Raw genomic sequence first — 12,494 nt, 5'->3', positions numbered from 1 at the left:
TTCCGATTGCACTCACTTTTTTCACTTCTCTATTTTATTGCGTAAGCATTCCTCTTTAAAAACTGTCCGGAGTATTGAAGTTTCTGGATTCAAAATAATTACCTAACCCGCTTGATTTAGTTGTGGGAGTAATCTAAAATCTAAAATCTAAAATCGAATTATTGTCATCGAACCAGCAATTGGTGCCGAAGCCGAGTGCTCTCTTATTTAAAGACAATTGTGTTGCTAAATTTAATGCTGCTTGTCTGCCGATTTCGGTTTCAAATACTGATGAGAAAACAGCATCTATATTATGAGTTTGACAAAATTTTCGTAGTTGGGATGGGGAACCGCATATCGCAGGTTTAATGACGAAAATTCCCCGCCAGCCTTGGCTGTAGCACTCTTGGATGCGATCGAGGTTGGCGGCAGATTCATCTAGGGCGATCGGAGTTGCATAAATAGCATTCAATTCTACCATTTCCTGAAACTGTGTTACGGGCAGCGGCTGTTCCAAAAATTCAATGCTTGCGGAAAAGTCAGTTGCTTTTACCTTGTCGCAAGCTTCCAGCCATGTTTTAGCCTGCGAGTAACTGAGTCCGCCGTTGGCATCTAACCGCAAAAATGCTTTTTCGCGATCGCACAAATTGTGCATTGCTTGGATTAGCTGCTGAAAAATCTTTAATTCTTGTTCAATTGCAGCAACACCAATTTTCCATTTGAACGTCCGGTATCCCTCTAACCAAAGCACTTGCAAAGCCTGCAAAGCTGTTTTTCCTGCGGGCAATAAACCGCTGAACCGATTTTGCATTTTCTCCCCTTTTTGGGAAAGGTAAGTTAAATTTTCGCTTTTCTCCCCCCCTTGGCAAGGGGGGGCTGGGGGGGGTAAATTTTGCTCGTTTGATAGTGCTGACTCAAAGCCAAATTGACAAGCCGGCAATTCAGCGGAAATAGCAAAAATCATCTCTGATGAAATATTACCTGGCAACTGGTGACAAAAATCTAAAGCTTCCTCAAAACTTTCAGAACCAAACCAACTCAAAGGGGCAATTTCTCCCCAACCAATTTGATTATTTTCGCCCACAATTCGCAGGATAATTCCTTCGCGAATATCCCAAATGCCGTGACTTGTTTGCAAGGGGCGCTTAAACTTTCGCTGATAAGTGCGAAACTCCAATTGATAAAGCATTAGTTTTTTAGTTAATCATAAAATTGTCTCACAAGTGCGACAAACGTATCAATATTTTCAAAATGGATATTGTGACCAGCTTTTGGTACAATTTCCAGAGTAGCGGCCGGACACAATCTGGCAATTTCGGTATTTATAGTTGTAAATTTATCATCATATTCTCCCGCTAGCAAGAGGATTGGAATTTGATTTTGTGCGAGTTTTTCCCAGAGAGAGGGCTGGTTGCCGGTTCCCATGTTGCGGAGGGATTTCGCTAATTCTAAGGGATTGTTTGCTAAGCGGGTTTCTATGAGTTTGTCGAATTGGGGAGAGTTTTTTAAAGATTTGAATAAAGGGCGATCGTACCAGTTGAATAAAAAATCTTTAATGTTGCTATTTTCCAGCTTTTGTGCTAGCTGTAAATCGGCTTCCAGGCGGTGCGATCGCTCTTTTTCTGTTTTCAATCCTGGAGAAGCTGACTCTAACACTACTTTCTCGAATCTTTCGGGAAAATGTAATGTCATGTAAAGTGCCAATCGGCCGCCCATTGAATAGCCCAACAACAAACATTTGTCTATTTGTAAATCATTTAATAACTCGATCAATGCTTGGGCTGTATTTGGCATATTGTAGCAAGTTTCGTCGCCGATTACTCTGGTTTCTCCGTGACCGGGAAGGTCAACTGCTAAGCAGCAATAACTGTTAGAAAGTAAGGGAATAACGCTGCTAAAGTCTTGACTGCTGCCCGTGAATCCATGCAAAAATAAAATTGTCTGCTGATTCTTGTTGCCAGTTAAGGAATAGTGAAATTGATAATCTTTAAAGTCCATCTACAATTATTAGTATAATTGTCGTATTTACTGAAATCTAATTTCCGCATCGCTAACAGAGATGACTGCCTGAAAACGAATGAGAAAGTCCATACCAAGAAGACCGTCTATACGAAGATTTGGCGGTATATCGTGGGCAAATACATCAAAATTTTCTATTAGTTTACCCACGCAATTAAACCAAGATACATTAATTACAGGAACATAGATTCTTCCTTGACCTGTAAAGATTTCTTGCCTGCGTAGAGGATTGCGCGTATCGTAACCCAAATCCTCCAATGTTTTAACTGGCAATATTGTGTAGCTGGCTCCCGTATCCACCAATAAACGCACCCGATACTCAGTAGCGTCACCATTATTTCCACCAATGGTTGCTGGCACCGCGAGCAAATTTCGTCCGTGACGCAACAAGCGATAAGCTTTTTGATAATCTGGCATTTTTTTTACAACATAGCTGCTAAGTCTTCAGGGATAGGGCCGGTGTATTCTATTGCCACCGATTTTCCCTTCCTTGACAAAGCATTATTGTAAAGCAAATCGCGCTCCGGTGAGTGTGCTAAAACTTCACCTCGAATTACATTCAAATCCTCATCCAATTCAGTGTAAGCAATTAGCACCCACTCGCTAGGATATAAGTGGATGATTTCTTCTAGGCTGAGGATTTTGTCAATTTCTACTTGCGTACTCATGCTTTGATTCTCCTTTTTTACGATTCAATGTGAGGTAGGGATTGCTGAATTAAAGAAGATTTTGAGAAGTCGCCCAACTCTGCCAACTCTGCCAACTCCCTCAGCTTAGCAAACCATACCTCCATTTTACCGGAATTGTCGATCGCCCGCTCTACAAAACAAACCCCAACGCCAGCAGCAATCCGCTCGAAAAATGCAGCGTAACTGCGATAAACTTAGAGTTGCTGACCTTTCCCGGTTGATCGTGATAGTCTGTGACATGGCGACAAAGGTCGATCGCAAATGACACACTCCCAAAAATCAACAGCGTCCAAATTGGGAACATTCCCAAAGCCACAAATAGCACAGTCAAAGCATAAACGCTGCCGCACAACCACTGCAACAACTGGGCACCTTTTTTCGTACCGAGTCGAACAATTGGGGATTTTTTACCCGCAGCCAAATCGTCCTCAACTTGGTGAAAATGGGAACAAAATAAAATGATACTCGTAGTAATTCCTACGAGTGCCGAAGCTGCAAAATTAGTAGCAGACCAAGTTTGAGCCTGACTGTAATAAGCAGCGGCGAAGGCTAGCGGCCCAAAGGTGAAAAAGCAGATGATTTCCCCCAAACCCTGATAGCCAAGACGAAACGGAGGCCCTTGATAAGTGTAGCCGAGAGCACAGCACAAAACTACAAGCAAAATTACTGTTGGGTCTTTTTGCCACCAGCTTATGGCGCAGATTCCCGACACTCCGACTGCTAAAAACAGATTAGCCAGCCCGAAAATTAAAGCTTTATTTCCGGTTAAATTAACTAGGGAATGTGCTTTGTTTTTATCGATTCCTGTTTCGGAGTCAAATACATCATTGCTGAGATTCAGCCATGCTATAATCAAAATGGCTGAAATTAAAAATGTCGAAAAAATTGACGAATTAATCGTTTGAGTTTCGGCAAACGCAATTGCAGTTCCTACTGAAATAGGAATCACCGCAACGCTGTACATGGGCGGCTTGATTGCCGCCAGCCACAATTTACTATTTGGACGTTCAATTAACTTTGTTGTCATTACACAAACTTGATTCAATTGATAGCAGCGTAGTAATTTTACAATTTTATTGGTCAAGAAAGTCTACTCTGTATCGGGTTGAGTGCGCGGGGGGCATCCGTTGAGAGGCTTTGCGGGCGATCGCACGCCCGGTAATGCCCGTCTGCAAACCTCTGCGGGGTCGATCGCATGAGAGTCGAGATTTAGTCGCTCAATCTTAAAGTTTTGTGTCTAAATGTTTCGATCGATCGCCCGACGGTCGGTTTTTTTCCCCAACAGAGCCCAAACAGTGAGGGAAACTTAAAAGGTCGTGTTTTGCGATCGCCCTGCCGTGCTTAGATCGAAATAGGGGTTTTAGCCGGACAAACCCACACTCTATCTGACAAATCTGCTATTCTCGCTTTCATGACAGTAATACCGCACCGCGCTAATCTCTTGCAAGACCGCAATCAACTGCATCAGTTTCTGTTAAATTGCCAGCAGTCTTTAACCGAAAAAGATCGCACAAAAATAGTTAGTATTTCTCAGGAAATTTACCCCCTCGATCCGCTAGCTGTACTGCAAGAGATTTCCGAGCCTTGTCAGCGGCATTTTTACTTTGAAAAAAGAAACCCAATTGTCGGCAAAAGTTTTGCGATCGCAGCCCTTGATTCGGCAATCCATCTCACAGTAGCAGGAACCGATCGGTTTGCCTTAGCTCAAAATTTTATTCGTTCAACACTTGCTAATACAATTACCATTGGTGCGGAACGCTTGCCATTTAGCGGGCCTCACTTTTTTTGTAGTTTTGCTTTTTTTGATGAGAACCTTGCCCCTAATTCTTACTTTCCGCCCGCCACCATATTTTTACCAAAATGGCAAATTACCAGACAGAAAGATAGCTGCATTCTCGTCGCCAATGCCATAATAGAAAAAGATATAAACATTAAAAACATCGCTGAAAATATTTGGCAAACCTTCGATCGAATTGAATCTCACAAATACCATAAACTAACTACTGCGATCGACAGTTCGATATCTTTAAAACAAATCCCAGTTAATGATGCCAGTCAATTTAAAACATCAGTAAAGTCGGCTTTAGAATTGATAGCCTCTAAATATTTTAGTAAAATTGTTTTATCCCAAGCAATCAATGTAATTTCTCAAACCCCTTTCAGTTTAATAGATTCATTAAACAACTTGCGCCTCAGCTATCCAGATTGCTATGTATTTTCAACCAGTAACGGCAAAGGACAAAATTTTATCGGTGCCAGTCCAGAACGTTTAATTAGCATTCACAACAATCAGTTATTAACAGATGCTTTAGCAGGTTCAGCACCGAGGGGAAAAACTGAGGCAGGAGATGCGAAATTAGCCCAAGGATTGCTAGAAAGCGAGAAAGATATTCGAGAACATCAAGTTGTGATTGACTTTATTGTCGATCGCCTGTCTAAACTCGGCATAACTCCCAATTTTTCCCCTGTGCCCAGACTGCTGCAACTATCAAACATTCAGCATTTGTGGACACCCATAACTGCTCAAATTCCCGCCGATATTCATTTATTAAAGATTTTAGCTCAACTGCATCCAACCCCAGCGGTAGCGGGCGTGCCGAGAGATATTGCCCTAGAACAAATTCGCCGCTGCGAAAGCTGCGATCGCTCTTTGTATGCAGCACCCCTCGGCTGGATCGATCGCACCGGCAACGGCGAATTTGCCGTCGGCATTCGATCGGCTTTAATCGATGGCGATCGGGCTATACTCTATGCTGGTGCCGGTATTGTGGCAGGTTCGGAACCCGAAAAAGAACTAGCAGAAATTCAACTGAAATTACAACCACTTTTAAACGCTTTGGTTTAGCAATATATTATAAAATGATTGATTTTCGCAACACAAACACTCTCTGGTCTTCAATATTAGCAGAGACATTGCAGCGTCTGGGATTAACTACCGCCATCATTTGTCCCGGTTCGCGATCTGCACCGCTAACAATAGCCTTTGCTCAAAACAAAAAAATAGAAACTATTCCCATACTCGACGAGCGTTCAGCCAGTTTTTTTGCATTAGGAACCGCCCAAAAATCATATTTGCCAACAGCACTAATTTGTACGTCGGGAACCGCAGCCGCCAACTTTTATCCTGCGATAATAGAAGCCAGAGAAAGTCGAATTCCGCTGCTAATATTCACCGCAGATCGACCTCCTGAACTGCGCGACTGTCACGCCGGACAAGCGATCGACCAAGTGAAAATATACGGCAATTATCCGAACTGGCAAGCCGAATTAGCGATACCTTCTGCGTCCAGAGGAATGCTAGACTATCTGCGGCAGACGATCGTGTATGCTTGGGAGCGATCGCAATTTCCAACACCAGGCCCCGTTCACATCAACATCCCCTTTCGCGACCCACTTGTACCCATTCCAGACATAGCTGTAGAAGTTTTAGAAACACAATTCAATCCCGAAGAATTCTTTGCAGGATTAGAACCTATTTTCGCAGGAGAAAGCTCTACCCCCCCCAGCCCCCCCTTGTTAAGGGGGGGAGAAGAAAGTACCATGCAACAATGGCAAAAGTGCGATCGAGGGATTATTATTGCAGGCGTTGCACAGCCTCAATTTGCCGAAAAATACTGTAGTGCGATCGCCCAAATTTCCAAATCCTTAAACTGGCCAGTTTTAGCAGAAGGGCTATCCCCAGTCAGAAACTACGCCCAACTAAACCCCCATCTAATTTCCACCTACGATTTAATCCTGCGAAACCGCGAACTAGCAGATAAATTAACCCCAGAAATCGCCATTCAAATTGGAGACTTACCCACAAGCAAAGAACTGCGAAACTGGCTAGACAAAACCCAACCAAAACGCTACATAATCGACCCCAGCCACCACAATTTCGATCCGCTACACGGCAAAACAATTCACCTGCGAACCTCCCCTGAAAATCTCGCAACTAATCTCGCAACTATATTAACTCTTGTCCCCCCCCTTATTAAGGGGGGGTTAGGGGGGGATCGAGCCCCTGCTACCACTGCTATTTCCCCTCAAGTCCCCCCCCTAAACCAGGGTGAATCAACTCAAGTCCCCCCCCTTAGCAAGGGGGGGTTAGGGGGGGTTCAAACCTCTCCCTCAAACGAATACCTCCAACTTTGGCACAACACCGAAATCCAAGTCAGACAAACAATAGACCAAAAAATATCAGCAATTAACAACATAATCGAACCCAAAGTCTCGTGGCTGCTTTCCCAAATTTTGCCACCTGGAACACCGATATTTATTGCTAACAGTATGCCCGTCCGAGATGTAGAGTTTTTCTGGAAGTCGAACAACTTAGAAATAAAACCGTTTTTCAATCGCGGCGCTAACGGCATAGACGGCACATTGTCAACAGCTTTGGGAGTTGCTCACCGCAATCAAAGCAGCATCATGCTAACAGGAGATTTAGCACTTTTGCACGATACAAACGGTTTTTTAATGAAAAATAAATTTATCGGTCATCTGACAATTATATTAATCAATAACAACGGTGGCGGGATTTTTGAAATGTTGCCAGTTGCAAAATTTGACCCGCCCTTTGAAGAGTTTTTTGCGACGCCGCAGCATATCAATTTTGCTCAGTTGTGTGCAACTTATGGCGTGGAACACGAGATAATAGACAATTGGGAACAGTTCAAACAAAAATTAAGTTTTTTGCCAAATAGCGGGATTCGCGTCTTAGAATTGCAAACAGACAGGCGATCGGATGCTAAATGGCGGCAAGACAATCTAAGTAAATTTGCCAAAGATTTGTAGTCAGGACTTTTGTCAATAAGCCTTTCGCGGGCGGGCTTTCCGGCCCACCCCACAAGCAGAAAATTCACTCTTCGCTTCACAGGCCGGAAAGCCTGTTCTTGGGAATGCAGCAATATCTCAGTTTAAACTGCTGGTTGAGCTAGCAGCGGATCTAACTGTCCTTCTGCATCAAGTTTGTGAATGTCATCGCAGCCGCCTACGTGTTGGTTGTTAATGAAAATTTGCGGCACGCTGCGGCGTCCGTTAGCGCGATCGGCCATTGCCTTTCTAGCGGCTTCATCGCCATCAATTTTGTATTCCGTGAAATTTACGCCTTTCCACCACAGCAAAGTTTTTGCCCGGATGCAGTAGGGACAGGTTTGCCAAGTATAGATTTCCACATTGGCTTTGATGCGATCGGGCTTGCGGCCCAGGATGGGATTGAGAAAATCAAGCATTTTCGGTACAGGGGTAAAAATTAAACTGGTTGGGGGATTAACGATCATTTTAGCTAAACGCCGTCAGTCCCACGTCCTACCCAAAAATCGGCGCGGGATGGAATTGCCTGCGGCTACCTGTGGCGCTGTGACCCAAGTCACACATTTACTCTACTCGGATCACTTGCTTTCACCCTAGAGAATCACATTCGCGACCTCATTAATATCACCGATCTTTTCAGGAAACCAGAAGATGATAAATATATCGAATTCAACCGCACTGCCATGCATCCCGTACAACTCCTCCCCGGCGCTATCTCTGAAATCCTCGCTTCTGTAACCGATACAGGCGTTTTGACTCTGGCCGATCGCTACGGTTTGATGGCCGCCACCTTCGACGACTCTCTGAATGACGAAGACAGAGGCTGTGTCAACCGCTTGCTGCGGGCGGTACTTAGAGGCCGGGTGAAAATAGTCAACGAACTTTCAGCAGCATTCTAATCGGGATTTGAAGTTTTGTTCTGAAGGCAAGGTGAGTCAGCGGTAGATAAAAATAGTGGAAACTCAGGCAGGAGTGGAAACAGCGGTAATTTGAATTCGATTTAAAGTTTTCTCCTCTAACTCAACAACGGTTTTTTTGTCAAAGCAGCCTGTAAAGGCTGCTTTTTTTTGAACGGCTAATCTGTTATTTGCGTAGGGAAACGGCATTGCCGTGTCCTCGATCTGGTGTTCTAATCGCGGATTTCGAGGTTGTACTGGCGGCAGAGGTCGATCAGTTTTTGTTGGAATCGATCGCGCACGCTGTCTGGAGAGGCGATCGCGCAATCTTCCCAATAGGGGGCAATTTCGCGGAAAAACCAGAAGGTATTGAAAATCGGACGGGTGACTCGTCTAATTGGCGGATCGCCTTCTAAGTCGCTGACTTCCACATCGCCTTGCTTTCGCCTGTAGTTAAAGGCAAGCCTGCCGAATAAGTGAAATTCTACGGAAATTCGCTCTAGATCGGGCAACCAAGTTCGATCGACCGACATCACCGCAGCATCTTCAATGCGATCGAGCAGCAGCGTCCAGTTGTGTTCGAGTCCCGGTACGTCTTGATTTCCGTCAGATTCTTCGCAGCGACACATTAAATACTGTCGCTTTTCAATAGGGACAATCCGAGCGTGTAAGACTGTGTAACTCCAAAGGCGATCGGCTGCATCTCGATAGGAAAGGCGAAATGGTTGCTGTCTGTGGATAAAATTATCGATTTTTTGCCGCCAAGTAGGTAATGGGTTGCTCAAAAACTGATCGATTTGGGCCCGGAAAGGGAGAGTCAGTTCGCTGCGATCGCTCAACAATTGGGCAATTGCCAGCGCTTCATCAATTTTGCCCAAGTCAAGCAATTGCTGTCGGGCGATGTCTAGGGCTTGGATGCGGGTTTCGGGCCAGTCGTGGTTGGGGGCGATCGTCAGTTGGCGGCGGGCGATCGCTTCTATCAGTTTGGATATGTTCGGGCGATCGCCCCACGTCTTCCCGAATTCTTGGGCCAAGGCTTCCAACTGGGCTTTATCTCGTTCAGAAACCGATAGGGTGATCGATTGACCTTTGCGACTCATAAATATACGGACACTTTATCATTGTACAGGCTTGATTATCTCTATTGTCGGTGTCAATATGAGAAATATCCACTTTCTACGGACACAGATTCAGCATATGTCCGATTACCAAATTACCCTCAAATCCGTTTACTCCTGTCCCGCTGCGGAAATTCCCAAGAAAGTCAAATTACCGGAAGGTTGGACTCTTTCTTGGCATCAAGCCGAAACTTTAAAGGCAATGCGCAATCCCAATATTGATGTCATTTTCAACTCTGCTATCACTAGCGATGGCAAAAGTTTAGCCGCTTTTTTAGAAACATTGCAGACAAATTGTTGTGCAGTGGCGCTATATCCGACGAATGAACTGGCGCGAGATCAGGAGACTCAAATTCAGCGCTATATCGAACAATTCCAACCCGATCATCAACCCCGCGTTGTGCGACTTAGCGGCTCGGAATTAGAAATCTATGCAGAAAATGAAAAGCTGAGAAAAGCAGCCGCGATCGCATCTCGCACAGGTCAATCAGAGATTTTATTAACTAACCCTGATATCTTGCACTATCTCCACCGAGGAGCGTATTTAAGCTCTGAAGATAGCCCCGATAAACTGTGGGGTCGCATCGACAAAGATTTTGACCTATTCATTTTTGATGAATTTCATGTTTTTGGGGCTCCTCAGATTGCCAGCGTCATCAACACCCTGTTATTAATTCGCAATACAAACCGCCGGAAAAAGTTTGTATTTTTGTCAGCAACTCCAGACGAGCAATTAATTAGCAGACTAGAAATAGCAGGGTTTCGCTGTCAAACTATCGACCCTTTAAAAGCAGGCAAATATCAGTTTCCCGATCGCCCTGCTGAAATCGAACAGTTGAAAGCAGACTCCTGGCGGCAGATATTGAGGGAAAGTACGCTGACTTTCATTTCCCTAGAACCAACTTCAAAAGCTTCTGAAACTTGGCTAAAAGACAGCGCAAATCTCATCCTGACTCACTTTAAAAACAATCCGGGAAATAAAGGAGCGATTATTCTGAATTCAATTGCTGCTGTCAAGCGGCTGACATCATTTTTTCGGGAATTGTTCGCGCCTCACGGTTTAGTTGTTGGCGAAAATACCGGTTTGTCGGGAAAGACGGAAAAAGAGCGATCGCTCTCGTCAGACTTAGTTCTCGGTACTAGCACCATTGATGTCGGGGTAGACTTCAAAATCAATTTGCTAATTTTTGAATCCGCCGATGCGGGCAACTTCATCCAAAGATTGGGAAGGTTGGGGCGACACGATGGGTGCGATCGCAATGGAGAGTTTATTCAGTTTAAAAATTTCACAGCCATCGCACTCACCCCTAATTTCTTAGTCGAACGCTTGTTTGCGGGTGAGACTGCCACTTTAGAGTCTAACGGAATTTACGATCGTCCTTTTTTCTATCAACAAATTCGCGAAAAGTACCGCCAAATCAACAATTTTGAGGGATATTATTCGCGGTGGGGTGCGGTGCAGTCAGTTCAAATTTGTTGGGAATTAGGGCACAGGACAATTAAACAGCAGTACGCATCAAGTCAGAAAGCTTTTCAGGAAGCTGCTCAAAAAGTATTTAAAACTAGCTTGGGGAAAGTGGCAGGTAATATTAAACAGTGGGGCAAAGAGTGGCAAGAGCGATCGGGTAATAAGACAGGAAATCCAATAGTTGAAGATGCTAGCAGTTTTCGAGGTTCTAGTCCCCTGCAATGCGGCATTTGCGATTTAACCGATTCCCATGAGGCAGACAAATTTAAAACTTACGATTTACCAGGAATTTTGAGCAATTTGGAAATAGAACCGATGACGGAAACTGCATTTATGCGAATGTTGAACGAGACATCTGAACGCCTTGGACAACCGATCGCCAAAGGTCGATTTAAACATTGTCTTGCTTTTTTGAAGTTGCGTAGTTATCGGGAGGAAAGACTGAATTGGAAATTTACTTATTCGGGAAATTTAGAGGAAAATGCTGCTGCTTGGAAAGTTCAGGTTTTGACGGGGATTGAGGTTGTGCAACCTGAGAATTATTGGATCGGGGAAATCAACAAGCGTTTGAAGAAGCAAGCATTGGTTTGTTATGTGCTGCGCTATCCGGTGGCTGAAGTACGATCGCGCCTGCGACTGCCGGTACACTTTCAGATTTATCCGATTTGCGATCGGTACAGTGTCCACGATGCGACTGCACCTTATTCTATAGCTTTTGGGCAGTCGGCCCTGTTGGTGGACACGCTGGCCCACTGGCTCAAGAGCAGGGGGGATGAAATATGGATTGCGTAGAAGTTCAAGCCCTAATAGGGGGGGTTAAGTCAGGTAGAAAGATAGAGGAACGAACGCCATTAGGAGCGCAGCGAATTTTTTCAATCCCTAATAGGGTGTTAAGCTCTCAATAAAAATTAATAAGCTTTTTCTACCTGTCCACACCATAGTACATAAATATAGCAAGGATGACAACTATGTTTAGATCGCTTACACTTAGACCATGGAAAGCTTCGCGGCTCTGTGAGCAACGATCGCGAGTAGGAACACAGATATGTAATCGCAGCCCTTCTTGTTCTTTAGACAGAACGGTTTTTAGCGTCACTTTATTTGAGTGGGGGTATAACGCCCGCCTTCTACTGCTGTTAGCAGTCAGCAGCCGTGAGTCTTTCCAGTCTGTAAAAACTCAAAAGGAGACATTCACAATGCCAAAACGCTCTGGTGACGGAGGTCCTTTGCTATTTATTCCCTATTCCCGGAAACCTTTTTTGGAAAACAAAAAGAAAGTTCGAGGGAGAAATCGCCAACCCTTTGAGTTGCTGGAAAAAGCTCAGAACTTATTAGAAACTGCACTGGACAGAAATGAGTTTGAGTCAGAGGAGGTCAAAGCAGAAGTCTATGACTTTTTAGTAATCCTCCGAGGAGCTAAATAAGGTATCTCAAAGGTGCTAGATAGTAGCACTTTGCGAATTTTCAATAGTTAGGCTCTACAGGATTAGTGTAACTACATCAGAGCCTGTAGAGCTTTTTTGTCAAAAATTTC

12 protein-coding genes are annotated in these 12,494 nt (G+C 44.3%); 5 read left to right on the top strand and 7 right to left on the bottom strand.

The features are described from left to right. Window positions 1-133 precede the first annotated feature (133 nt). The 5 genes from QUA78_RS25930 to menA form a co-directional block, all read right to left on the bottom strand. On the bottom strand, window positions 134-1,168 hold the full coding sequence (locus tag QUA78_RS25930) for an o-succinylbenzoate synthase (protein ID WP_333305894.1): 1,035 nt from the start codon (window positions 1,166-1,168) through the stop codon (window positions 134-136). An 11-nt stretch (window positions 1,169-1,179) separates the two neighbouring features. After that, the gene (gene menH / locus QUA78_RS25925; RefSeq protein WP_333305892.1) at window positions 1,180-1,977 is read right to left on the bottom strand and encodes a 2-succinyl-6-hydroxy-2,4-cyclohexadiene-1-carboxylate synthase; all 798 of its coding nucleotides are present in this window, start codon (window positions 1,975-1,977) and stop codon (window positions 1,180-1,182) included. Window positions 1,978-2,004: 27 nt separating this feature from the next. Continuing rightward, on the bottom strand, window positions 2,005-2,415 hold the full coding sequence (locus tag QUA78_RS25920; protein WP_333305890.1) for a retropepsin-like aspartic protease: 411 nt from the start codon (window positions 2,413-2,415) through the stop codon (window positions 2,005-2,007). Window positions 2,416-2,420: 5 nt separating this feature from the next. Continuing rightward, window positions 2,421-2,666 carry a hypothetical protein gene (locus QUA78_RS25915; protein WP_333283696.1) on the bottom strand — a complete coding sequence of 82 codons (246 nt, stop codon included), beginning with the start codon at window positions 2,664-2,666 and terminating at the stop codon, window positions 2,421-2,423. 151 nt (window positions 2,667-2,817) lie between these two features. After that, entirely contained in the window at window positions 2,818-3,714 is an 897-nt protein-coding gene (gene menA / locus QUA78_RS25910; RefSeq protein WP_333305888.1) for a 2-carboxy-1,4-naphthoquinone phytyltransferase, read from the bottom strand. A 384-nt stretch (window positions 3,715-4,098) separates the two neighbouring features. Here menA and QUA78_RS25905 point away from each other — a divergent pair, with 384 nt between their 5' ends. Beyond that, window positions 4,099-5,532, top strand: coding sequence for an isochorismate synthase (locus tag QUA78_RS25905; protein WP_333305886.1), 1,434 nt, complete (start codon window positions 4,099-4,101; stop codon window positions 5,530-5,532). Between the two features lie 14 nt (window positions 5,533-5,546). Then, entirely contained in the window at window positions 5,547-7,460 is a 1,914-nt protein-coding gene (gene menD / locus QUA78_RS25900; protein ID WP_333305884.1) for a 2-succinyl-5-enolpyruvyl-6-hydroxy-3-cyclohexene-1-carboxylic-acid synthase, read from the top strand. 122 nt (window positions 7,461-7,582) lie between these two features. Here menD and grxC read toward each other — a convergent pair whose 3' ends face one another. Further along, window positions 7,583-7,897, bottom strand: a complete 315-nt coding sequence (grxC, locus tag QUA78_RS25895; protein ID WP_015178938.1) for a glutaredoxin 3 — start codon at window positions 7,895-7,897, stop codon at window positions 7,583-7,585. A gap of 264 nt (window positions 7,898-8,161) precedes the next feature. Here grxC and QUA78_RS25890 point away from each other — a divergent pair, with 264 nt between their 5' ends. After that, window positions 8,162-8,377, top strand: coding sequence for a hypothetical protein (locus QUA78_RS25890; RefSeq protein WP_333305883.1), 216 nt, complete (start codon window positions 8,162-8,164; stop codon window positions 8,375-8,377). Window positions 8,378-8,607: 230 nt separating this feature from the next. On the opposite strand, the gene QUA78_RS25885 is transcribed toward QUA78_RS25890, so the two are convergent. Continuing rightward, a complete protein-coding gene (locus tag QUA78_RS25885) occupies window positions 8,608-9,474 on the bottom strand; it encodes a WYL domain-containing protein (RefSeq protein WP_333305879.1) in 867 nt (288 codons plus the stop codon). 97 nt (window positions 9,475-9,571) lie between these two features. Between QUA78_RS25885 and cas3 the strand changes: the two genes are divergently transcribed. Beyond that, on the top strand, window positions 9,572-11,752 hold the full coding sequence (gene cas3 / locus QUA78_RS25880; RefSeq protein ID WP_333399104.1) for a type I-D CRISPR-associated helicase Cas3': 2,181 nt from the start codon (window positions 9,572-9,574) through the stop codon (window positions 11,750-11,752). Window positions 11,753-12,156: 404 nt separating this feature from the next. Continuing rightward, window positions 12,157-12,384 (top strand): hypothetical protein, encoded by a 228-nt coding sequence (locus QUA78_RS25875; RefSeq protein WP_333399103.1) that lies wholly within the window; start codon window positions 12,157-12,159, stop codon window positions 12,382-12,384. The last annotated feature ends 110 nt before the right edge of the window (window positions 12,385-12,494 follow it).

It is taken from the genome of Microcoleus sp. K4-B3 (assembly GCF_036704615.1).
Classification (GTDB): Bacteria; Cyanobacteriota; Cyanobacteriia; order Cyanobacteriales; family Microcoleaceae; genus Microcoleus.
The sequence above is the reverse complement of the archived record's forward strand: the minus strand, read 5'-3'. Positions and strand labels throughout refer to the sequence as shown.

What these genes read in the sequence shown, in the direction of transcription:
- QUA78_RS25930 (WP_333305894.1), bottom strand. Translation starts at nt 1,168, where the DNA reads ATGCTTTATCAATTGGAGTTTCGCACTTATCAGCGAAAGTTTAAGCGC.
- menH (WP_333305892.1), bottom strand. Translation starts at nt 1,977, where the DNA reads ATGGACTTTAAAGATTATCAATTTCACTATTCCTTAACTGGCAACAAG.
- QUA78_RS25920 (WP_333305890.1), bottom strand. Translation starts at nt 2,415, where the DNA reads ATGCCAGATTATCAAAAAGCTTATCGCTTGTTGCGTCACGGACGAAAT.
- QUA78_RS25915 (WP_333283696.1), bottom strand. Translation starts at nt 2,666, where the DNA reads ATGAGTACGCAAGTAGAAATTGACAAAATCCTCAGCCTAGAAGAAATC.
- menA (WP_333305888.1), bottom strand. Translation starts at nt 3,714, where the DNA reads ATGACAACAAAGTTAATTGAACGTCCAAATAGTAAATTGTGGCTGGCG.
- QUA78_RS25905 (WP_333305886.1), top strand. Translation starts at nt 4,099, where the DNA reads ATGACAGTAATACCGCACCGCGCTAATCTCTTGCAAGACCGCAATCAA.
- menD (WP_333305884.1), top strand. Translation starts at nt 5,547, where the DNA reads ATGATTGATTTTCGCAACACAAACACTCTCTGGTCTTCAATATTAGCA.
- grxC (WP_015178938.1), bottom strand. Translation starts at nt 7,897, where the DNA reads ATGCTTGATTTTCTCAATCCCATCCTGGGCCGCAAGCCCGATCGCATC.
- QUA78_RS25890 (WP_333305883.1), top strand. Translation starts at nt 8,162, where the DNA reads ATGCATCCCGTACAACTCCTCCCCGGCGCTATCTCTGAAATCCTCGCT.
- QUA78_RS25885 (WP_333305879.1), bottom strand. Translation starts at nt 9,474, where the DNA reads ATGAGTCGCAAAGGTCAATCGATCACCCTATCGGTTTCTGAACGAGAT.
- cas3 (WP_333399104.1), top strand. Translation starts at nt 9,572, where the DNA reads ATGTCCGATTACCAAATTACCCTCAAATCCGTTTACTCCTGTCCCGCT.
- QUA78_RS25875 (WP_333399103.1), top strand. Translation starts at nt 12,157, where the DNA reads ATGCCAAAACGCTCTGGTGACGGAGGTCCTTTGCTATTTATTCCCTAT.